Source organism: Levilinea saccharolytica, assembly GCF_001306035.1.
Classification (GTDB): Bacteria; Chloroflexota; Anaerolineae; order Anaerolineales; family Anaerolineaceae; genus Levilinea; species Levilinea saccharolytica.
In genome coordinates, this window is record NZ_LGCM01000037.1 from 40,339 (window position 1) to 59,751 (window position 19,413).

Consider the following 19,413-nt stretch of genomic DNA (forward strand, 5'->3'; position numbering starts at 1 on the left):
TGATGTATAATGATCATGGAAAGGTTTTTGCTCAAATTTGCTGCTTCCGGGTGGAAAGGCTCGGGAAAAATGAATCTCCTTTTAGATCCCAATGTCGCGTATTTGCTGCTGGTGGCTGGCTCTGTCCTGGTACTGTTGGCGCTGCTTTCGCCGGGCACGGGCATTTTGGAGGCGGCCGCTCTGGTCATTTTGGTGCTGGCGGGCTACAGCCTGGCCAGTCTGCCGATCAATATCTGGGCGCTGCTGCTCCTGGTGGGGGCGCTTTACCCCTTCTGGCTGGCGGTGCGGCGCAAAAAACAGGTTCCCTATCTGCTGCTGGCCATTGCAGCCCTGGTGGTGGGCTCGGTATTCATGTTCCGCGGGGCTGACGGTAGCCTTTCGGCGGTCCATCCGGCTTTGGCCGGCGTGGTTTCAGTGTTGGTGGTGCTGCTGCTGTGGCTGGTGGCGCGGCGCGGTCTGGAGGCTGTGGGTATTCAGCCGGCGCATTCCCTGGATCCGTTGATCGGCATGGAAGGCGAGGTGCGCGCCAGCTTTAAGGGAGATGGAGCGGTTTACGTACGCGGTGAAGAATGGACTGCGCGCTGCCCGGTGATGGTAAAGAGTGGGACGCGGGTGCGTGTGGTGGGTCGTGAGGGTTTGGTCTTGTTGGTGACGCCCGTCGAGGCAGACCCGAATTAATCCGGTGGGCGCCCTGCGGCGCTCTGCCGGTGCACATACTCAGCAAGGAGGAGACAAATGCAAGAAGGTGCGATGTCCGTATTATGCCTGATTGGCGTGGTCGCTCTGGTATTTGTGGTGTTTTTGTCCACAGCGCTGCGCATTGTTCCCGAATATCAGCGTCTGGTCGTGTTCCGCTTGGGGCGCTGTATCGGCAGCCGTGGGCCGGGCTTGATCATCCTGATCCCCTTTATTGATCGGGCGGTCAAAGTGGACCTGCGCGAGCAAGTGCGTGAAATTCCGGCGCAGACCTCCATCACGGCCGATAACGCCCCCATCTCGATTGACTTCCTGTGGTACTACAAGGTCTTTGACCCCATGAACACCGTGCTGCAAGTGGGCAACTTTGAACTGGCAGCCCAGGGTATTGCCACCACCACGCTGCGCGCGGTCATCGGCGGTATCATGCTGGATGGTGTGCTTTCGGAACGTGAGAAAATCAATCTGGCCCTGCGCACCCGTTTGGATGAAGTTACCGAACGTTGGGGTGTGAAAGTGACCAATGTCGAAATTCGTGAGATCATCCCTCCGCGCGACGTGCAGGACGCGATGAACCGCCAGCTTTCGGCGGAACGTAACCGCCGCGCCGTGGTGACCGAATCCACCGGTACACGCGAAGCGGCCGTCAACGTGGCGGAAGGTCAGCGCCAGGCGGCCATTTTGCAGGCTGAAGGTGAAAAGCAGGCCCAGCTGCTGCGCGCTGAGGGTTACTCGGCGGCTCTGGAGCGCATCTTCTCGGTGGCGGGCAAGATTGACCACCAGACGATCACCCTGCAGTACTTTGAGACCTTGAAGACCATGTCGGCCAACCCGGCTACCAAGTTCGTTTTCCCGTTGGAATTCACCTCCATGCTGACGGATTTCATCCGCGTTCGTGAGGAAAAGAAATCAGCCTAGCGGATAACAGCAAGATGATGGCAAAATGAAACCATTCCGGTGCAGACAGATTTGTCTGCACCGGATTTTTAAGCCGCAGGCGGACAAAAAGCGTTTAGAATGGAAAATATGACACCCGAACCCGCTTTATTCACTATCCAACCTGCCGGCCTTTTGGATCTGAACGATCTGCGCCGCCTGGAATCGCTGTGCTTTGAGGCGGACGCCTGGCCAGTTTTGGACCTGATGGGGGTGCTGACTTTGCCGGGGATCGTGCGGTTGAAGGCCGTCATCGCCGGACGAATGGTCGGTTTTGCGGCCGGGGATAAGCGCGACCCGCTGGGAATCGGCTGGATCACCACGCTGGGCGTGGACCCGGCGTACCGCCGCCAGGGGGTGGGGCGGGGATTATTGGAGGCCTGTGAAGAACAGGTGGGGCTGCCGAGGGTACGCCTGACCCTGCGGCGCAGCAACCTGGAGGCGTACCGCCTGTACCAGGCGGCTGGATACAGCCGTTATGAGGTGTGGCCGCAGTATTATTCTGGGGGGGAAGACGGGATTGTGATGCAAAAGGTGCTGGGAGAAGCGAAAAATTCTCAAATTGGGTGATTGACAAACTAGAATATCTGTTCTATAATGTGATCAATTAGAACAAATATTCAGTTTTACCCTGCCTGAAAGGAGAATTGTCATGAATCTCACCGGTACCCGCTCTGGTCGTTTTTCGCCCTCCCAGCTGTTTCGGAATGTGTCGGTCAACCCATCGGTCGTATTTGGGTTGATCATCCTCACAGCCCTGGGCGCGTTCGAGATGTTCAATTATTCCACCACCGATTACGCCCTGCGCGACCTGTTGGGCAATTTGAAGTTCGCCGGGATTCATTGGGCAACCATCCTGGCAGTGGCCTTCTGCGGCATTGACTTTGCCGGGATTGCGCGCCTGTTCACCCCCGAACAGGGCAACGAAGAACCCAAAGAGGTCTGGTATTTGTTCGGCGCCTGGTTGTTGGCCGCCACGATGAACGCCATTCTGACCTGGTGGGGCGTTTCGATGGCGATTGCCACGCACAATGTTCAGAGTGCGGCTGTCATGGACTCGAAGATCATCACCAACATTGTGCCCGCGTTCGTGGCCATCATGGTGTGGGTGATCCGCATCCTCATCATCGGCACGATTTCGGTCGCCGGAGACCGCCTGGTCTGGGGGGCGCAGCGCCGCGGAGTGAGCCGCCGCGCACCCGCCAGCCTGCCCGCCACCAGCCGCACGGTCTCGACGCCCTTGGGCACCAGCACCCCCATGCCGCGGCCCACCTTCTCCCGCGCAGTGGAAGCCGCCGCTTCAGCCCGACCTGAACCCACCTATCACAGCGTTTCGGCCAGCTCGCGGGCGGTTCCTCGACCCAGCGAAAACAACAGCGGGTCTTCAGCTCCCCGGCGGTTCTAAAGCGCTTCCGCAGCGCAGGGTAAAATGATCAAATAGCCTCCCCCGCGTTTGGGGGAGGCTTTGATTTTAAGCCGAGGGGTTGGGCGGGCCGCTGAGCGGCAGCCACACGCAGAAGGTGGTGCCCTGACCTTCGCGGGAACTCACCTCAATGCGCCCGCCGTGGCTGCGCGTGATCCAGTTGGCGATGGACAGCCCCAAACCAAAGCCCGTGCCGGAAGCGCGCGTGCGCGATTTTTCGGCGCGGTAGAAGCGCTCGAAAATGTGCGGCAGATCTGCGGCGGGGATTCCGGGACCGGTATCGGTGACCAGGATTTGGGCCATCTGATCGGATTTGCGCAGCGAGAGGATAATTTCGCCCCCGTTGGGGGTGTATTGGATGGCGTTGCCGCCTAAATTCAACAGCACCTGCTTGATGCGGTCAAAATCCGCCACAATCTCCACCTGATCAATTTCGGCAATGCGCAAGCTCACCCGATCCCCGGCGATGGTGCGCATTTGCTGGAAGACTTCCAACAGAATGGTGTCTAACGAGACAGGCATGAGGTTCAGCGGCAGCCGCCCGGATTCGGCCTGGGCCAGGATGAGCAGATCCCCGACCAGGCGGGTGAGGCGGTCCACTTCCGATTCAATACCAGTTAATGATTCTTCGTCCAGCTCCTTCATGCGGCGCATGAGCCCGACATTGCCGCGGATAACGGTCAACGGTGTGCGCAGCTCGTGGGAGACATCCGCCAGGAAGCGGCGCTGGCTGGTGAAGAGCTTTTCCAGGCGTTCCAGCACCTGATTGAAGGAGGTGATGAGGGCGCCAACTTCGTCATCGCCTACACCTGTCATGGGGATGCGGCGCTGTAAGTCGTCGGCGCGGGTGATTTGGGCCGCCACGCGCGTGACGGTGGCCAGGGGCGCCAGGGTTTGACCGATGACCAGCCAGGCCGAAAGTCCCGAAAAGACGAGTCCCAACGCCAGCACCAGCACCAGGATGAGCGATAGGGTGGAGAGGATCATATCCACCAGGGTGATGTTCTGGCTGATTTGCAGCACGCCCACCGGGCCGCGAATGGTTTTCAGGGGGATGGAGAGGACGCGCAGGCTTTTGCCGGATTGGCGGATGGTTTGATAGCGGGGCTCATCGGCCCAGCGCCCGGCGTTATCCAGCGGGTCGCGCTGGGTGGGGGGCTTGGCCAGGAGCAATTTGCGGTCGGTGCTCCACACCTGAAATTCGACCGTTTCCGTGGTGCGCAGATCCACCAAACCGCGCGGGTCGAAGGTGTTAGCGGTGTTCATCCGCAGGCGGGAGATGATGGCAGTCGAGTTTTGGACCAGGGTGCGGTCCACCTGGTCGAGCAGGATCACGTTCACCAGACCGTACACCAGGGCTGAAACCAGCAGCATGGTGCCCCCCAGCAGGCTGGTGTACAGCAGGGTCAGGCGTAAACGCAGCGACATTATGCCGTCTCGCGCATGACATACCCCACACCGCGCACGGTGTAGATCAGCCGCGACTCCTTATCCCCTTCCAACTTCTGGCGCAGGTAGCGGATGTACACATCCAAGACGTTGCTTTCGCCGCCAAAGTCGTAGCCCCACACGCGGTCGAAGATCATTTCGCGGGTGAGCACCTGGCGGGGGTGGCGCATGAACAGCTCCAGCAGATCGTATTCCTTGGCGGTGAGCGAAATGATGCGCCCGTTGCGTTCGGCCTGGCGGGTGGAGGTATCCAGATTGAGATCCATAAAGTTCAGCACCGGCGTACGGTCTTGCTGGGTGCGGCGCAGCAGCGCGCGAATGCGGGCGGTCAGCTCATCCAACTGGAAAGGTTTAACCACGTAGTCATCGGCGCCGGCGTCCAGGCCCTGCACACGGTCGTGAAGGGTGTCTTTGGCGGTCAGCATCAGCACGGGCACATTGCTGAGGGCGCGCAGACGCTGGCAGACTTCCAGCCCATCCATGCCGGGCAGCATCCAATCCAGGATGACCAGATCGGGCTGCCGGTCTCGCGCCAGGGCCAGGCCGCTCTCGCCGTCTAAGGCTGCGTCCACCTGGTAGCCCTCATAGGCCAGCGAGCGGCGCAGCAGCTTCACAATGGCTTCATCATCCTCAATGATCAAAACTTTCTCATTCATAATGCCTCCCAGCCGAAAAAACTGTTCCAGGTTGTTGGAACCGAAATATCAAGCTTATCCTTTAATTTTAGCTGGTTTTTGAAAAAAGCAATCCGGATTCGGGAATTTGATCTCAGTTTGCGCTATAATCACCCGCATGGCATCCTCTTTAATGCAGCCGCCTGTGTGGATAGACCGTTACGCCGCCCTGGAGCGTTTGGCCGGCCAACTGCTGCGCGAAGCGCAGGTGGCGGTGGATACCGAATCAAACTCCTTGTATGCCTATCAAGAGCAGGTGTGCCTGATTCAGATTTCCACCGCTGAGAAAGACTATCTGATTGACCCCCTGGCGATTGACAGCCTGGACCCTTTGGCGGGGGTGTTCTCGCGCGCGGAGATTGAAAAGATCTTCCACGCGGCCGAATATGACGTCATCTGCCTGAAGCGCGATTTTGGCTTTGAGATTCACCACCTGTTTGACACCATGCATGCCAGCCGGATCTTGGGACGGGAAAACGTGGGGCTGGCCGGCATCTTAGAGCAGGAATTCCAGATTGAGCTGAACAAGCAGTACCAGCGCGCCAATTGGGGCCGCCGCCCGCTGCCGCCGGAGATGTTGGCCTATGCCCGCCTGGACAGCCACTATCTGATTGACCTGCGCGCCCGTTTGGAAGCGGAACTGCGCCAGCGCGGACGCTGGGAGCTGGCCCAGGAGGATTTTTGCCGCCTGGAGAACACGGAAGTGCCCCCGCAGGAAAACGGCAACGCCGTGTGGCGCATCCCCGGCGCGCACGATCTGAACGCCACCCAACTGGCGGTGCTGAAATCTCTGGTGCAGTACCGCGATCAGCAGGCGCGGATGGCGAATTTGCCCGTGTTTAAAGTGCTGAGCAACCAGGTGCTGTTTGAAATTGCCCGCAGTTTGCCGCAGACACGGCCCGCGCTGGAGAACCTGGGCATGCTGAACGGCCGCCTGCTGCAGCGGCACGGTGATGCTTTGCTGCAGGCTGTGCAGCGCGGTTTGCGTGAACCCCCCCTGACCCGCGCGCACAACCCGCGCCCCAGCGACGCCTATTTGACCCGCCTGGACGCCCTGCGCAGCTGGCGCAAGCAGACTGCGGAATCGCTGCAAGTGCCTTCGGATGTGGTGCTGCCGCGCGATGTGCTGGAATGGATTGCCCAGAGCTGCCCGGCCACCCTGGAGGAGCTGCGCGGCCTGATGAATACCATCCCCTGGCGTTTTCAGAACTTTGGCAGTGAGATCCTGCGTATCATTCGCCCATAGGAGGCTGTCATGAAGCTGCACATCTTGGGCGCAGCCCATACGGTTACTGGATCGGAATATCTGATTGAAGTGAACGGCCGCCGCCTGCTGTTGGAATGCGGTCTGTTTCAGGGCCGGCGCAGCGATACCTACGAAAAGAACCTGAATTTTGGCTACAATCCCAAAACTGTGGACGCGATGATCCTTTCGCACGCCCATATTGACCACAGCGGCAATTTGCCCAACCTGGTGAAGAACGGCTTTAACGCGCCCATTTACGCCACGCCCGCCACGGTGGAACTGGCGGATATCATGCTGCAGGATTCGGCGCATGTGCAGGAGATGGACGTTGCCTTTGTGAACAAGAAGCGCAGCCAGCGCCGCGAACCCCTGGTGGAGCCGCTGTATACCGTGCAGGACGCCATTGACGTGCGCCCGCTGTTTGTGAAGAAGAATTACAACGAGAGCTTCACCCCCATCCCCGGCGTGCGTGCGAAGTTGGTGGACGCCGGCCATATCCTGGGCTCGGCCAGCGTGTGTTTGGACGTGGAGGAAAACGGGCGCAGCTACCGCTTCTGGTTCTCCGGCGATATTGGCCGCTACCAGCTGCCCCTGCTGAAAGACCCCACCCTGCCTCAGGATGTGGATTACTTATTGATGGAAAGCACCTATGGGGATAAGGTGCACGGTGACCCCGAAGTTGCTTTCCGTGAATTTCGGGATGTGGTCAAGCGCACGGTGGCGCGCGGCGGCAAGGTGATCGTTCCGGCCTTTGCGGTGGGACGCACCCAGGAACTGGTGTACGCGCTCAACCGTATGATTACCAGCGGCGAGCTGCCTGCCATCCCGGTGTTCGTAGACAGCCCCCTGGCGGTGCGGGCTACCGATGTGTTCAAAGAGTTTGCAGACGATTTTGATGAAGAAACCCGCGCCTTTGTGCTCAGCGGCAAGCACCCGGCCCTGACCTTTAAGACCCTCACCTATATCCAGTCGGTGGATGAATCCAAAGCGCTGAACGAGCGCAGCGACCCGATGGTGATCATCTCGGCTTCGGGCATGGCGGAAGCCGGCCGGATTCTGCACCATTTGCGCAACAACATCGAAAACCCGCGCAACACCATCGCGATTGTTTCCTGGCAGGCGCCGGATACGCTGGGCCGCCGCCTGGCGGACCGCGAGCCGCATGTGCGCATTTTTGGCGAAAAATTCACCCGCCGCGCCGAAGTGGCCACCATCGGCGGCCTGTCGGCCCATGCCGACCAGGCTCTGCTGATGCGCTATGCCCAGGCCAGCAATGGGCGCCTGAAAAAATTGATCGTCGTGCACGGCGAGCCGCGCTCTTCGGGCGTGCTGATTGAAAAGCTGCGGCCGGCCCTGCCGGAGACGGAAATCATTTACCCAATTCAGGACGAGATGGTGGATATTTAAGCCGGTCTCAGGTATAATGAACCCGCTTGGAGAGGTGCCGGAGTGGCCGATCGGGGCGGTCTCGAAAACCGTTGTGGCGCTCGTCGTCACCGTGGGTTCGAATCCCACCCTCTCCGCTGTAAACACGAATAAGATGGTAAGAGGTCAGCGTCCCTCCAGGGCCGGCCTCGGATAAAAGCTGCGCGGACGGCCATCCGCGGCGGCTTTTTTCTTTAACTGGGGTTGGCTGGGGGGGAACGGGCATTACAGAATTGAAAGCCTGCACAGAAAGCCATTAACAGAGAAACCAATTGCGCGTATAATCCGGACGATCACTTGGTTAACATGTTAACGAATTTTGTGCCGCCCTTCAGAGAGGGAAAATGTACGATATTCGCGATGTCTGGCAGCGGGCGCATCAGATGCTGCGCTCCGCCCGGAAAATTATCAATGAAGAGCTGCGCCCGCTGAACCTGAGCAGCGCAGAGGGCAACATCCTGCTGCACTTGTTTACCCAGGGGCAGGGGGAGCTGGGGCAGGAGCAATTGGTGGAGCAGCTGGATATCAGCAAGCCGGCGGTCTCACGGGCCCTTGACTCGCTGGAGCAAAAAGGCTACGTGCTGCGCCAGGAAGACCCCAGCGACCGGCGCGTTCACCGTGTGCGGCTGACGGAGCGGGCGCGCACCGTTGGCCCCCAGATTGAGCGGGCCTATAACCAGCTGTATGCGGCTGCCATGCAGGGGATTTCGCAGGAAGAATTGGCCGCCTTCCTTCACCTTTTCACGCGCATGTCGGAGAACTTCACCCGCGCGCAGAAGAATCAAAACAAAGAAGACCGCGATGCTGCCTGATTGGATCGGTATGGGATGTTACTTTGGGTTTCTGATTGCCCTGGGGCTGCCGGTGATCTTGCTCAAGGCGTATGTCAAACTGCCTTTTGAGATCACCCGTAAGCTGTACCACCTTTTGATTACCCTTTCCATTTTTCCCCTGGTGAAATGTTTCACCACCTGGTATATGGCGGTGCTGACGGTGTTCCTGCTGGCGGCCATCGCCTACCCGGCCCTGGTGCTGGCGGAGAAAACCGCCTGGTTCCAGCGCATCGCCGTGGAGCGCAAAGGCGGCGAATTCCGCAGCAGTCTGCTGATTGTGCAAGGGGCAATGGCCGTGCTGCTCTTTGTGTTTTGGGGGCTGCTGGGGGAGTCGTGGAAGTTCATCGCCGTGGTGGCCGTTTTGGCCTGGGGATTGGGCGACGCCGCCGCGGCCCTGGTGGGCAAATCCATCGGCCGCCGCCGCATTCAGCATCCGCGCATTCAGGGGACGAAAACCTATGAAGGCACCTTCGCCATGTATATCACCGCCGGGCTGACCATTTTCATCACCCTTCTGGTGGAGGTCAACCAACCCTGGCTGGCGAGCCTGACGGTGGCGGCCCTGGTGGCGCCGATCTGCGCGCTGGTGGAGCTGTTCTCTTCGCGCGGCATGGACACGCTGACCGTGCCCTTGTCGGCGGCCTTTGCCATGCTGCCGCTGATGTCGCTGTTTGCCTACCTGGGGATCTGACACCCATGAACGCACTTTCCAAAGATCAGGCGGCCAGCCGGGAGAAGACGCTGCTGACCGCCCTGCTGTTGAGCGCGCCGGGGCCGCTGTTTACGGGCTACGCCATGCTGACCAGCCATTCCACCACCCAGCTGGCAGATTTCATCCGGCGGGGGGTGGAACTGGTGGCCCTGTTTCTTTCCTGGTGGGTCTTTCGCCAGCTGCAGCGCAGCGCCGCCCAGAGCGAGGCCGACCGTGCGCGGCTGGAGCGCACGGCGGGGTTCAGCGTGGCGGGGGCGATGATTTGTTCTGGGCTGGTGATGCTGGGGGTGGCCGTTTCGCGGCTTTCGATATTTGAGCCGGGGGGCAAAGTGATCTTCGGGCTGGTGATCGCGTTTTTGGGGCTGCTGGCCAACACCTGGTTCTGGCGGCGGTATACTGTGCTGACGCGCGAGCAGTACAGCGCTGTCATCGCGGCCCAGATGGGCTTATACCGCGCCAAGGCCAGCGTGGATCTGTGCGTGGTGGCCGCCCTGGCCGCGGTCGCCCTCGCCCCCAGCCACCCCGCCACGCGTTACGTGGACATTTTGGGGTCGGTGATGGTGGCGGGCTACCTGCTGTGGAGCGGCCTGCGCATGGCGCGCGCGCAGTGGGACCGCCGCGCAGCTTAGCTTCGTCAATCCCCCAATAGATACTTCCGCAGGGCGCTGACCTGTGCAGCGCGGAAATCGCGCACCACCTGGAACCTTGGGCCGAACTGGTCAAAGCCGTGAAAGGCGCCGGGAACGACTGTGGTTTCACATGCCACGCCGCTGTCTTTTAGGCGCTGGGCGTAGGCCAGGTCTTCTTCATAGAACAGGTCTAACGTGCCCACGCCGATCCAGGCGGGCGGCAGGCCAGAGAGGTCTGCGCGCCGGGCCGCGGCGGCATAGGGGGGCAGGGGGGCTGAACTCACCGGCTGGTGGAGATACAGTTCCCACCCCAGGCGGTTATTTTCTGGCGACCAGAGCAGGTGCTCGGCGCGGTTGATATCTTCGCGCAGCACCGTGCGGTCATCCAGCATGGGATAGACCAGCAGCTGAGCCGCGGGCTGCACCTCGCCGCGGTCGTGGGCCAGCTGGGCCAGGGACGCCGCCAACCCCCCGCCGGCGCTTTCGCCGCCCACCACCAGGCGCTGGGGGTTAATTTTCAGCAGATCGGCGCGGCTGTGCGCCCAGGTGAGGGCGGCGTAGGCGTCTTCCAACGGAGCGGGGAAGGGGTGCGCCGGTGCCAGGCGGTAATCCACCGAGAGGATGACGATGCCCAGCTGCTGCACCAGATAGCACAGGTGCGGGTCGTTTTGTTCGGGCCGGCCGAGGAAATAGCCGCCGCCGTGCATCCACACCAGGGCGGGGGTGGGCGCGGGCCGCGCGGCGGGCTGATAGATGCGCAGGCGCAGGGGTGGGGCGCCGCCCTCCGCGCGGGAGGCCCACACATCTTCCACCAGGACGCCCGCGGGCGGCTTGACCCCGGGCTGCAGGCGTATGAGCCGCTGAAGGAGGGGGATGTTCCAGCGGCGGAAGGGCAGCCGGGGGAGGAATTTGGCCATGGGGCGCAGTTCGGCATGCACGGTGGAAAGGTCTTTTGCCACGGGGACCTCCAGGGAGGGGGATAGGGGAATTATAACCCTCAACACCCGCTCGGTCGCTGCGGGAATTGCGGTACGTCAAATTTGTCATAAAATTATAATAAATCCTATTGAAAATATGACAAACGCGTGCTATACTCAAGTCACTCACGGAGGAGTAGGATGACCCAAATGAATATCGGACAAAAGGTCAAAGGACTGCGCGAGAAGGCCGGCCTGAGTCAGGCGCAGATCGCGCAATTCTTGGGGGTGGATCAAAGCATGATTTCAAAATGTGAAAAGGGTGAACGCCAGTTTCAAGTGGATCATTTGGAGCGGTTGGGCAGCCTGTTTGGCCTTTCTCTGGGTGTTTTGATGAACGCAGAAGATGCAGCGGCGACCTTGCAGATTGCCTTTCGTGCGGATGGTATGCAAGTTGAAGACCTTCAGGCGATTGCCGATATTCAAAAGATCGCCCTGAACCTGGATGAGATGCGCACCCTTTTGCGGGAGAGCGTGCATGAAGCCGCATAAACAAAGCGAGCTGAGTTACCAGGCCAATGAACTGCGCAAACGCTTTGGCGAGGATCTGTTCTCGCCGGTCGAAGTGCTTTCCATCCTGCAGTCGCAGGAGAACCTGACCCTGGTGTTTTACCCATTCTCCGCGCGCATTTCTGGGATGTGCATGCGCACGCACAGCGGCGAGCAGCTGATCGCCATCAACTCCACCAGCACGCTGGGGCGGCAGCGCTTTACGGCGGCGCATGAGCTGTATCACCTCTTCGTCCAGAAAGAGATTGCCTCCGTGATCTGCGGCGGTGAAATTGGCGCCGCCAAAGACGAAGAGGAAAAGAACGCAGACTGCTTCGCTTCGTATTTCCTTGCGCCCAATGACGCACTGCACAGCTTTATTGAGAAGAATTTGCAGAAGGGCTCGCGCCAGGCCTTGACGGTGGAGGATGTGGTGCGCATTGAGCAGTATTTCCGCATGAGCCGCCAGGCCACCCTCTACCGACTGGTGGGAGACGGCTGGCTGACCCTGGATGCTGCCAACACCCTCAAGGGCGGCATTGTCGCCTCGGCGCGCCGATTGGGGTTTAGCGATGAGTTATATGTGCCCGCGCCGGAGAACCGTCAGTATTTCACCAGCGGCAGCTACATTGGGCTGGCGCAGCGGCTGTTGGACGCGGATGTCATCTCCAGCGGCAAATACGAAGGGCTGCTGCTGGAGGCCTACCGGGCTGACATCGTTTTCAACCTGGAAGCCGAAGGCCAGGAGACGTATGACTGAGCCGTTGTTCCTGGATACAGACTGCCTCTCCACCTTTCTGGTGGTCGGCCAGGAGAACCTGGTTCTGCGGCTGTACGCCGGACGCATCGGCATCCCCCAGCAGGTGTACGCTGAGCTGAGCAAAGTGCATTTCATGAAACACAAAGTGGATGTGCTGCGGCAAACCGGCAAAGTGGTGCTCTATCAAATCAGCGCCGGTACAACCGAGGGGGATTTTTATTTTAAACTGACCACCAAACCGGACCCGGGGTATAAGGTCATCGGCAGCGGTGAGGCTGCCGCGATTGTTCTGACCCAACACTACAACGGCATTTTGGGCAGCAATAACCTGCGCGATATTCTGCCCTATATCCGCAGGTACCATTTGCAGCACCGCACCAGCGCCGATATCATGGCTGAGGCGCTGGAACAGCATTTGATCAGCGAAGGGCAGGGCAATGCCATCTGGAAGCAAATGCTCCAGCGCAACCGCAAGCTGCCCACGGATACGTTTTCTGAGTTCCTGGCAAGTCGGGAATCATAGGGGAGGGAGGACTGCTGATTGATGGTCTCATAGAAAAGACCATAAAATCTTATCAGGATGTCTTCACCCAAGACGGTTAAATGCCATTATGATATTCGTCAACAAAAATTTCCTTGCAGACAAAATGAGATTTGTTGTATCATTAAAACCTGAAGAATTTGACTATCACGGTGTGGATTCCATAATCCTGCATAATATTGAACAATTAGAACCCAATCGCCTCCAGAAAATACCTTCAATTGAGGTGAAAAGGTAGGACACGATGAAAAAAATGAATGAAATGCACGTAAATGCAATAATTGTTCGGCAATGGTTAAGGGAATGGGACAACGTGCATTTTGCGGATAAAAAGCATCGACGAATTCCTGAACCCCAGTTCTTCCTGTTTACATTGTCTGCCCTCCAACTACGAAGACTGTCTAAAGTATATCAGCGCAAAGCAGACCGCCCTAGAGCCCAAGATACGTCTGTACAACGCACGCTTGAGAAGCCAAGAGCCGAAGAGATAGGGCGATTCATCCATGGCGGCTATCCTTGGTCTGAGCTTAATGAGAATCAAAAAAAGCAGGACGAATATAGTGATCTTCGAATGCCTGGTTGGCTACCTACTGCTATAGTTGCTAATATCCTGCCAGTAGGTGCAGAAAGAGATGGAAGTAAGTTGTTAGCCGAAAATGCAATTAGGGTTGAGTTGGTAGATAAATCTATGGCTCGGTTGGTATTGCCAAAAGGGTTTTTAGATGATGACTGGAATCCGAATGTGCCACCATTAGAAATTATTGATGGACAACATCGACTATATTCATTTGAAAATAACGAACAGCTTGATGGAGATTTTGATCTCCCAGTGGTGGCTTTTAATAATCTTGATTTTACTTGGCAAGCCTATTTGTTTTATACGATCAACATCAAACCTAAGAAGATTAACACAAGTTTGGCTTATGACTTATATCCATTGCTACGCATACAGGATTGGTTAGAAAAAGCCCAAAATGGTCCAGCTGTTTACCGAGAAACCCGTGCTCAGGAATTAACGGAGATACTTTGGTCGCACCCTGAAAGTCCATGGCGTGGTCGGATTAATATGCTGGGTGAGAAAAGGGGCGGTGATGTAACTCAAGCGGCTTTTGTTCGTTCATTGTTAACTAGTTACGTGAAACGTGGTGCACCGATCGGCGGATTATTTGGTGATGAGCTCCACACAAATAAAGGAGACCTGTTGCAATGGAACAGAATTAAGCAAGGCGCTTTCCTGATTGTAGTGTGGCAGGCGATACAAACGGTAATTCTTGGAATGGATGAACCATGGATGCGACATTTAAGATCAGTAATTCGTCAGGAGAGTTTGCCTCTCCTTAACGCTAATCAAACGGACCTTGCTTTTTCTGGCCCTTATTCGCTTTTGGCAACAGACCAAGGGGTAAGGGGTGTTTTGCAAGTGACAAACGATATGTGTTTCATTGGAGCTGACATTCTGAAATTGAGTGAATGGGTCTTAGATGAATTAAAAAGTGATGTTATAAACGACGATGCGATTTCAGAAAGCGTGAAGACCTTAAGAGAGCAACCGGTATACCCTTTCTTGGAAAAGATAGCGCGGATTATCGCTGAATTTGACTGGAGAGCTTCTTCTACTCCCCAACTAGACGAGGAAACCAGAAGAGGTCAAATGGTATACAAAGGAAGCAGCGGTTATAAAGAAATGCGCCTACAGCTTATTCGAAGGTTATGTGATGCGAAAGATCAAGAAATATCAAGAATTGCAGAACGCTTAAGGGGAGTTCTAAAGTACTAAGACTATGACAATCGAAACCGTTGTTCAAAACTCTTCTCCAAACTTAATCATTTCCTCTGCAGAGAGAATCAAAAAATCAGCTTTTATAAAAAGCAGGTGGTTATATAGAAATATCTACCGTTCCGATGTAATTGATACAATAAAACGAGAGGATAATTCAGCCCCTTCTAAACCAGATCACCTCGCTCAATATATTGCCGCATCAACAGTTCTACATTGTTGTGATGGTTGGAAGTTCTTCTCTTTGGGAATGGACAATCTCCTAAATGGAGACTCAGCTAATTCTGTATTTATGGCTTATTACGCACAATTACGTGCATTGATGGCTTATTTTGCTACAGAAGGAATCGGCATCTTTAATAATAAACATTTCTATTTTGATAATCGTGGGGACTGTTTCTTTTTTAAAAGTAACACTCATGATGTAGTAAAGAACTTGATCAATGCCTGGGCGCAGGATAAAGCTAAAAGCCCTCGCTTTCTTAACGTGCTCAAACTGGAAGGAAGACCATTTTCAGATTGGATCTCAAGCGCAGACGTTGTGCTTGGTTCTCCAACAATTCCTGAAGTAGCCAAGGATTGGTTACAAGCATGGTCGATTGACCTTAAAATTCTTGGAGAAGACCATACTAGAAGAAATGAGGTAAGCTACCGACCTCAAGGTATTACTAAGCTACCAACTTCACGTCACTTTGAGAATGATTTAAGTATGTGCCTTGAAGCATGGAAGGTAACAGAACCTTTTGCAGCAAATCGATTTGCTATCTTAGACCAAATTTTACTCCGAAAAATTCTGCTAGCTGTTTATGAACGTCGTAAAACTACCAGGATGGATTTTGAGCAATTCGTTGCAACCTCCATGGTTAATCTTGGCCTTGGTACAGATTCGCGTCTTTATCGAGTCATGACATCTTCAAATCCTATTACAAATGAGATTTTAAAGAATGCAGAAAAAACAGCCTTCCATAAAACTACGGGGACCGACCCCGTTCCAGTTTTATGTCGAGCTTTTATTTTGCTTCGAATTGCGTCTGCTGCTGTTGAGAATTTTTTAGAAAAAAGTTCTATTAGTAGTTCGGATATCGAATTCTGGTGGTCAAACTTCGGAATTAACAATGGATTATGGACACCAGGAAATCCGCCGGAACAGATGAGCGATTTATGGAGCGATATAGATGAAGCCATTCTAGGTTTGGAGGATTTTCTTGATCAAGCAGATACTAACATATGTGTTACCCAAGCACATTATTCTGTTCCATATGAATTGTGGCAAGTGAAACAATTTACAAAGGCTGGTCTTTGGGCTATCGGATTATGAAATATATGGGATCGAAACGAACGATGTTGAATAATGGCTTAGGGCATTTACTTCTCCGAGAAGTTGAATGCGCTGAAAGGATGGTGGATCTATTTACTGGCTCTGGGTCCGTCGCTTGGTTTGTAGCTGAAAATACTCAAAAACCTGTTTTAGCGGTTGATCTTCAAAAATACTCAGCAGTACTTGCCAAATCCATTATTTGCCGTACAAAGCCAATGAACTTTTCGATGCTTGAAGAGCGATGGATAAAACCTGTTGAAATTCGAAGGAACGAGAGTGACTTATGGATTAGAGGGAAGAAGCTACGTATAGGGCCAAAAGGGATAAAAGCTTATGTTGATCGAGCAAGAGATTTGTGTTCTTTGTTATCGAATATAGGCCCTATATGGAATGCTTACGGGGGGCACTATTTTAGTCCCACGCAGGCGATTACTTTTGACCTGCTATTGGATTCTTTGCCTCACGATGATCAGGAACGAACAATTTGTTTAGCTGCATGTATATCTGCCGCTAGTCAGTGTGTCGCTTCGCCAGGGCATACGGCTCAGCCATTTCAACCCACCAAAGGTGCTGGTAAATATATCCTTGAGTCATGGTCAAGGGATCCAATTGAATATGTCAAAAAGGCATTAGAAAGTTTGTGTCCAAAACATGCGAATGTCGAAGGACAAGTAATTACTGGTAATGCAGAAGACGCTCTTGTGTATGTCCAACCTACCGATCTTGTTTTCATTGATCCGCCGTATTCCAGTGTTCAATATAGTCGCTTCTACCACGTTTTAGAAACTTTTGCTGAGGTACGAAAAACACGTAGCGTCGAGGGGGTTGGGAGGTACCCGCCTATAAACGAACGACCGCAATCAGAATTTAGCAATATTACTCAAGCCAAAGCAGCTCTAAGTAGATTGTTTAGCGCATTGGCGTCAAAGAAATGCACAATTATTCTTACTTATCCAAGTGGACAGTCAAGCAATGGCTTATCAGGGGATTACGTCAAACAAGTTGCGCATCCATTGTTTAATATTGAATGTCATAATAATATCGAAGGTATGTTTAGCACCTTAGGTGGTAATAATTACAATAGAACGGCGAGGCAAAAGTCAGACGAGTTAATTCTTCTATTAAAGCCGATTAATTAAAACTATAAATGATGATTTGTTCGAATGAAAAAAGATTAAACCAATCTACAGCCTGAAGCTAACATTTTTTCTACCCCATCTACAATTCCCCGATGTTACTGCTATCCTAACGATGGGTGTTTCCCCCCGCCCCTCCAACCGTATAGTCTCCTCTCCCCTCCGGCGATACCAAAGGTAAACAGCCTTTCAGACGCTGCTCTGTAAACACCTGTCCCTGGTCTTAAACCCCCTCCCCCTCAACACACACCCCCTCTTACACCTCTGGCGGCCATTGGCCGCCTTTTTGGTTTTCTTTTGGTTGGAAAATTAAGTTGATTTATCTTTCAAAAAGATGTAATATTGAAAGTGCAGTTACATTTCTTTCGCAAAATCACCCATCACACCGCTTCCCCGCGGTCCGGAGGACCTCATGGGCACTTCCAGGTCAAATCTCATCATCCCCCCCGATTTTTCTCAACCCGAATACATCCACATCACCCCGGCCTCAGCCGGCTGGGAACACCTGTCTTTTTCCGCCCGCAAGATGACGGCCGGCCAAAGCTGGGAATGGGACACAGGCGAAAACGAGCTGGCGCTGGTGCTGCTGGGCGGAACCTGCGCGGTGCAATCCAACCGCGGCAGTTGGCCGGTGCTGGGCGGCCGCAAGAGCGTTTTTGGCGGCCTGCCCCACACGCTCTTTCTGCCCCCGCAGACGCGCTTCACCGTGCAGGCGCTCAGCCCCGATGTGGACCTGGCCTACGGCTGGTGCCGCGCCGCCCAGGAGTTCCCCGCCCGCTGGGTGCGCCCCCAGGATGCGGCCGTGGAAATTCGCGGCGGGGGCAACGCCACCCGCCAGATCAACAAGATGCTGCCGCCCGGGTTCCCGTGCAGCCGCCTGGTGGTAGTGGAGGTGTACACCCCCTCGGGCAACTGGAGCTCCTACCCCCCGCACAAGCACGATGAACACCGCACCGCCGCGGACGGCAGCCTTTTGGAGGCCGATCTGGAGGAAATTTATTTTTACAAATTTGACCGCCCGGAGGGCTTTGCCTACCAGCGTATCTACACCCCCGACCGGCGTTTGGACGAGGTCATGCTGGCGCAGGACAGCCATGCGGTGCTTTCGCCGGAGGGCTATCACCCGGTGGTGACCGCGCCCGGCTACCCCTGCTATTACCTCAACATGCTGGCCGGCTCAGCCCAATCGCTGGCGGCCAGCGACGACCCGGATTTCACCTGGGTCAAAGACACCTGGAAAGAACAAGACCCGCGCCTGCCGCTGGTTACCCTTGAGATGGAAACTGCCTGAAGGAGTTTTTACATGTCTGAACGATTTAAGAGCAAACTGCATCAGATTACCGTTCAATACCCCACCGATTACTGGAACGACTCCTGTTCGATCGAAGAGTTGTCCTACGCGGTGGAAAATGGGGCCGTGGGCGCCACCACCAACCCCACCATCGTGCTGGGCGTGCTCAAGAAAGAAATGCACCTGTGGGAAGACCGCATCCGCGAGCTGATCGCCGAGCACCCCACCTGGGACGAAAGCGCGCTGACCTGGAAGCTGTTCGAAGAGATCGCCGTCAAGGCCGCCGCGCTGTTAAGGCCGGCCTACGACCGTTACGGCGGCAAGAAAGGCCGGCTTTCCATTCAAACCAACCCCGCCGCCTACCGCAACGCCGAGGCTGTGGCCCAGCAGGCCGTCCATTTTGACAGCCTGGCCCCCAATATGCAGGTCAAGGCCCCCGTCACCCAGGCCGGGGTGCGTGCCATCGAAGAGGCTACCTATCAGGGCGTGTCCATCAACGCCACGGTCAGCTTCACCGTGCCGCAGGCCTTGGCCGTGGCCGAGGCGGTGGAACGCGGGCTGAACCGCCGCACAGCCGAGGGCAAGGCTGTGGATTTCATGTCGCCGGTGTGCACCATCATGGTGGGGCGCACGGACGACTGGATGAAGGTGGTGGCCAAACGCGACGGCATCGAGATTGACCCGGCAACTCTGGATTGGGCCGGCATCGCCTGCGTCAAGAAAGCCTATGGGATCTACCAACAGCGCGGCTACCGAACGCGCCTGCTGGTGGCGGCCTACCGCCATCTGGGACACGCCTCCGAATTCATCGGCGGCGATCTGGTGCTCTCCATCCCCTACGAATGGCAGGTGAAATTCAACGCCAGCGACATCGAGGTGCGCGAGCGCATGAGCCAGCCGGTGGACGCCAAGATCGTGGCGGAGCTGTACGAGAAGATCCCCGATTTCCGCCGCGCCTATGACGAAGACGGCCTGAGCGTGGAGGAATTCGACACCTACGGCGCCACCGTGCGCACCCTGCGCGGGTTTATCACCTCGGCGCACGATTTGATGGCGGTGGTGCGCGATTTCATGCTGCCCAACCCGGATGTGAAATAACCC

20 protein-coding genes and 1 tRNA gene are annotated in these 19,413 nt (G+C 55.8%); 18 read left to right on the forward strand and 3 right to left on the reverse strand.

Annotation, left to right across the window (positions count from 1 at the left end; all coding sequences use genetic code 11):
* Positions 1-69: 69 nt before the first annotated feature.
* The 4 genes from ADN01_RS10120 to ADN01_RS10135 all read left to right on the forward strand — a co-directional run bounded on the left by ADN01_RS10120 (position 70) and on the right by ADN01_RS10135 (position 3,037).
* Positions 70-678, forward strand: a complete 609-nt coding sequence (locus ADN01_RS10120) for an NfeD family protein (RefSeq protein WP_160318407.1) — start codon at positions 70-72, stop codon at positions 676-678.
* A 72-nt stretch (positions 679-750) separates the two neighbouring features.
* Positions 751-1,614 (forward strand): SPFH domain-containing protein, encoded by an 864-nt coding sequence (locus ADN01_RS10125; protein ID WP_113918805.1) that lies wholly within the window; start codon positions 751-753, stop codon positions 1,612-1,614.
* Positions 1,615-1,722: 108 nt separating this feature from the next.
* A complete protein-coding gene (locus tag ADN01_RS10130; RefSeq protein ID WP_160318408.1) occupies positions 1,723-2,202 on the forward strand; it encodes a GNAT family N-acetyltransferase in 480 nt (159 codons plus the stop codon).
* 82 nt (positions 2,203-2,284) lie between these two features.
* Positions 2,285-3,037 carry a hypothetical protein gene (locus tag ADN01_RS10135; RefSeq protein WP_062419798.1) on the forward strand — a complete coding sequence of 251 codons (753 nt, stop codon included), beginning with the start codon at positions 2,285-2,287 and terminating at the stop codon, positions 3,035-3,037.
* Positions 3,038-3,103: 66 nt separating this feature from the next.
* Here the strand turns inward: ADN01_RS10135 and ADN01_RS10140 are convergent, their stop codons facing one another.
* Positions 3,104-4,483, reverse strand: coding sequence for a sensor histidine kinase (locus ADN01_RS10140; RefSeq protein WP_062419797.1), 1,380 nt, complete (start codon positions 4,481-4,483; stop codon positions 3,104-3,106).
* Positions 4,483-5,160: a response regulator transcription factor gene (locus ADN01_RS10145; protein ID WP_062419796.1), complete on the reverse strand. Its 678-nt coding sequence runs from the start codon at positions 5,158-5,160 to the stop codon at positions 4,483-4,485. The genes ADN01_RS10140 and ADN01_RS10145 overlap by 1 nt, the downstream gene beginning before the upstream one ends.
* 136 nt (positions 5,161-5,296) lie before the next feature.
* Between ADN01_RS10145 and ADN01_RS10150 the strand changes: the two genes are divergently transcribed.
* The 6 genes from ADN01_RS10150 to ADN01_RS10175 all read left to right on the forward strand — a co-directional run bounded on the left by ADN01_RS10150 (position 5,297) and on the right by ADN01_RS10175 (position 10,023).
* A complete protein-coding gene (locus ADN01_RS10150) occupies positions 5,297-6,424 on the forward strand; it encodes a ribonuclease D (RefSeq protein WP_082142977.1) in 1,128 nt (375 codons plus the stop codon).
* A 9-nt stretch (positions 6,425-6,433) separates the two neighbouring features.
* The gene (locus ADN01_RS10155; RefSeq protein WP_062419794.1) at positions 6,434-7,831 is read left to right on the forward strand and encodes an MBL fold metallo-hydrolase; all 1,398 of its coding nucleotides are present in this window, start codon (positions 6,434-6,436) and stop codon (positions 7,829-7,831) included.
* Positions 7,832-7,859: 28 nt separating this feature from the next.
* Positions 7,860-7,947 (forward strand) — tRNA-Ser (locus tag ADN01_RS10160).
* Between the two features lie 246 nt (positions 7,948-8,193).
* A complete protein-coding gene (locus tag ADN01_RS10165) occupies positions 8,194-8,661 on the forward strand; it encodes a MarR family winged helix-turn-helix transcriptional regulator (RefSeq protein WP_062419793.1) in 468 nt (155 codons plus the stop codon).
* Positions 8,651-9,373 (forward strand): diacylglycerol/polyprenol kinase family protein, encoded by a 723-nt coding sequence (locus ADN01_RS10170; protein WP_062419792.1) that lies wholly within the window; start codon positions 8,651-8,653, stop codon positions 9,371-9,373. Before ADN01_RS10165 ends, ADN01_RS10170 begins: the two co-directional genes overlap by 11 nt.
* Before the next feature lie 5 nt (positions 9,374-9,378).
* Complete coding sequence (locus ADN01_RS10175) at positions 9,379-10,023, forward strand: cation transporter (protein WP_062419791.1); 645 nt, start codon at positions 9,379-9,381, stop codon at positions 10,021-10,023.
* A gap of 5 nt (positions 10,024-10,028) precedes the next feature.
* On the opposite strand, the gene ADN01_RS10180 is transcribed toward ADN01_RS10175, so the two are convergent.
* On the reverse strand, positions 10,029-10,982 hold the full coding sequence (locus ADN01_RS10180) for an alpha/beta hydrolase (protein ID WP_201778669.1): 954 nt from the start codon (positions 10,980-10,982) through the stop codon (positions 10,029-10,031).
* A 168-nt stretch (positions 10,983-11,150) separates the two neighbouring features.
* On the opposite strand from ADN01_RS10180, the gene ADN01_RS10185 reads away from it, so the two are divergent.
* The 8 genes from ADN01_RS10185 (at position 11,151) to ADN01_RS10215 (ending at position 19,410) form a co-directional block, all read left to right on the forward strand.
* A complete protein-coding gene (locus ADN01_RS10185; protein ID WP_160318409.1) occupies positions 11,151-11,492 on the forward strand; it encodes a helix-turn-helix domain-containing protein in 342 nt (113 codons plus the stop codon).
* Positions 11,479-12,249: an ImmA/IrrE family metallo-endopeptidase gene (locus ADN01_RS10190; protein ID WP_062419789.1), complete on the forward strand. Its 771-nt coding sequence runs from the start codon at positions 11,479-11,481 to the stop codon at positions 12,247-12,249. The genes ADN01_RS10185 and ADN01_RS10190 overlap by 14 nt, the downstream gene beginning before the upstream one ends.
* The gene (locus tag ADN01_RS10195; protein ID WP_062419788.1) at positions 12,242-12,772 is read left to right on the forward strand and encodes a hypothetical protein; all 531 of its coding nucleotides are present in this window, start codon (positions 12,242-12,244) and stop codon (positions 12,770-12,772) included. The genes ADN01_RS10190 and ADN01_RS10195 overlap by 8 nt, the downstream gene beginning before the upstream one ends.
* A 262-nt stretch (positions 12,773-13,034) precedes the next feature.
* Entirely contained in the window at positions 13,035-14,567 is a 1,533-nt protein-coding gene (locus tag ADN01_RS10200) for a DGQHR domain-containing protein (RefSeq protein WP_075071111.1), read from the forward strand.
* A 4-nt stretch (positions 14,568-14,571) separates the two neighbouring features.
* Entirely contained in the window at positions 14,572-15,885 is a 1,314-nt protein-coding gene (locus ADN01_RS19275) for a hypothetical protein (protein ID WP_147238935.1), read from the forward strand.
* A complete protein-coding gene (locus ADN01_RS10205) occupies positions 15,834-17,024 on the forward strand; it encodes a DNA adenine methylase (RefSeq protein ID WP_147238934.1) in 1,191 nt (396 codons plus the stop codon). Before ADN01_RS19275 ends, ADN01_RS10205 begins: the two co-directional genes overlap by 52 nt.
* A gap of 409 nt (positions 17,025-17,433) precedes the next feature.
* Complete coding sequence (gene iolB, locus ADN01_RS10210) at positions 17,434-18,312, forward strand: 5-deoxy-glucuronate isomerase (protein ID WP_062419786.1); 879 nt, start codon at positions 17,434-17,436, stop codon at positions 18,310-18,312.
* A gap of 12 nt (positions 18,313-18,324) precedes the next feature.
* A complete protein-coding gene (locus tag ADN01_RS10215; RefSeq protein ID WP_062419785.1) occupies positions 18,325-19,410 on the forward strand; it encodes a transaldolase family protein in 1,086 nt (361 codons plus the stop codon).
* Positions 19,411-19,413: the final 3 nt, after the last annotated feature.

Bases quoted from the DNA above. Each gene is read 5' to 3' on its own strand.
- ADN01_RS10120 (WP_160318407.1), top strand. From the start codon at position 70: ATGAATCTCCTTTTAGATCCCAATGTCGCGTATTTGCTGCTGGTGGCT.
- ADN01_RS10125 (WP_113918805.1), top strand. From the start codon at position 751: ATGTCCGTATTATGCCTGATTGGCGTGGTCGCTCTGGTATTTGTGGTG.
- ADN01_RS10130 (WP_160318408.1), top strand. From the start codon at position 1,723: ATGACACCCGAACCCGCTTTATTCACTATCCAACCTGCCGGCCTTTTG.
- ADN01_RS10135 (WP_062419798.1), top strand. From the start codon at position 2,285: ATGAATCTCACCGGTACCCGCTCTGGTCGTTTTTCGCCCTCCCAGCTG.
- ADN01_RS10140 (WP_062419797.1), bottom strand. From the start codon at position 4,483: ATGTCGCTGCGTTTACGCCTGACCCTGCTGTACACCAGCCTGCTGGGG.
- ADN01_RS10145 (WP_062419796.1), bottom strand. From the start codon at position 5,160: ATGAATGAGAAAGTTTTGATCATTGAGGATGATGAAGCCATTGTGAAG.
- ADN01_RS10150 (WP_082142977.1), top strand. From the start codon at position 5,297: ATGGCATCCTCTTTAATGCAGCCGCCTGTGTGGATAGACCGTTACGCC.
- ADN01_RS10155 (WP_062419794.1), top strand. From the start codon at position 6,434: ATGAAGCTGCACATCTTGGGCGCAGCCCATACGGTTACTGGATCGGAA.
- ADN01_RS10165 (WP_062419793.1), top strand. From the start codon at position 8,194: ATGTACGATATTCGCGATGTCTGGCAGCGGGCGCATCAGATGCTGCGC.
- ADN01_RS10170 (WP_062419792.1), top strand. From the start codon at position 8,651: ATGCTGCCTGATTGGATCGGTATGGGATGTTACTTTGGGTTTCTGATT.
- ADN01_RS10175 (WP_062419791.1), top strand. From the start codon at position 9,379: ATGAACGCACTTTCCAAAGATCAGGCGGCCAGCCGGGAGAAGACGCTG.
- ADN01_RS10185 (WP_160318409.1), top strand. From the start codon at position 11,151: ATGAATATCGGACAAAAGGTCAAAGGACTGCGCGAGAAGGCCGGCCTG.
- ADN01_RS10190 (WP_062419789.1), top strand. From the start codon at position 11,479: ATGAAGCCGCATAAACAAAGCGAGCTGAGTTACCAGGCCAATGAACTG.
- ADN01_RS10195 (WP_062419788.1), top strand. From the start codon at position 12,242: ATGACTGAGCCGTTGTTCCTGGATACAGACTGCCTCTCCACCTTTCTG.
- ADN01_RS10200 (WP_075071111.1), top strand. From the start codon at position 13,035: ATGAAAAAAATGAATGAAATGCACGTAAATGCAATAATTGTTCGGCAA.
- ADN01_RS19275 (WP_147238935.1), top strand. From the start codon at position 14,572: ATGACAATCGAAACCGTTGTTCAAAACTCTTCTCCAAACTTAATCATT.
- iolB (WP_062419786.1), top strand. From the start codon at position 17,434: ATGGGCACTTCCAGGTCAAATCTCATCATCCCCCCCGATTTTTCTCAA.
- ADN01_RS10215 (WP_062419785.1), top strand. From the start codon at position 18,325: ATGTCTGAACGATTTAAGAGCAAACTGCATCAGATTACCGTTCAATAC.